This window comes from Paenalcaligenes sp. Me52 (genome assembly GCF_050487965.1).
Taxonomy (GTDB): domain Bacteria; phylum Pseudomonadota; class Gammaproteobacteria; order Burkholderiales; family Burkholderiaceae_B; genus Paenalcaligenes.
This window is the reverse complement of sequence record NZ_JBKQFO010000027.1, coordinates 1-655: the sequence shown is the minus strand read 5'-3', so window position 1 is coordinate 655 and position 655 is coordinate 1. Positions and strand designations below refer to the sequence as shown.

The following is a 655-nucleotide window of genomic DNA, read 5'->3' as shown; positions in this document are numbered from 1 at the left end:
TCCCAACGCAAAACCAAGCTGTGCACTAATCGGGCCGACAAAATCAGTCCACGGCTGCGGCCAAAAAGGGGAAAAATTCAGGGGAAGCCAGACAAACGTCAGAAAGAAGTTTCGGATATTTTCCAGCAACGCTGATTTCTCTGGAGTAATATAAAGAATGAAATTCGAGAGAATTAACCAGAAATAGGCCGGAGAAAAGACCAGCCAGCAATGCAGTCTGTTTTTTAATTCAGGAGGCATTCTGCGGGAGAATTGCCAACCGATGCCACCCATTACACTGAAAAAAAGTGCATATTCAACCATTAACTCAAGTTGTAATTCCTGAAGAGAAATACGCACAACCAGGAGCGGAAAGGAGAATATTATTTCCGCCAGAAAAGTTAACGTGAATATAAGTACGGCTAAGGCAATAACCGTCGGCCATACCAATAATGGTACGATAACAAAACCGAGAATTACAGGGGGAATATAAAGCCGGAATTTAATCATTTTTATTTTCCTGGTGATTCGGATGATGCGTCATACATCGCGCATAAACACTCATCAATCATCCAGTCGTCTTCCCAGATCTGATACTGTGTGCCCTGTTCGGGCTGCTTAAGCGGATTCTCAATCGCCTGCCGCGCGCGTTCTTTCAGGATGGATTGATTATTAC

Annotated in this window: 1 protein-coding gene; it reads right to left on the bottom strand. The window is 43.8% G+C overall.

Translation table 11 applies throughout. From position 1 onward, the window contains the following. Positions 1-489: hypothetical protein (locus ACLO87_RS16775; protein WP_430224340.1), on the bottom strand; the 489-nt coding region annotated here is incomplete at its 3' end. Positions 490-655 lie beyond the last annotated feature (166 nt).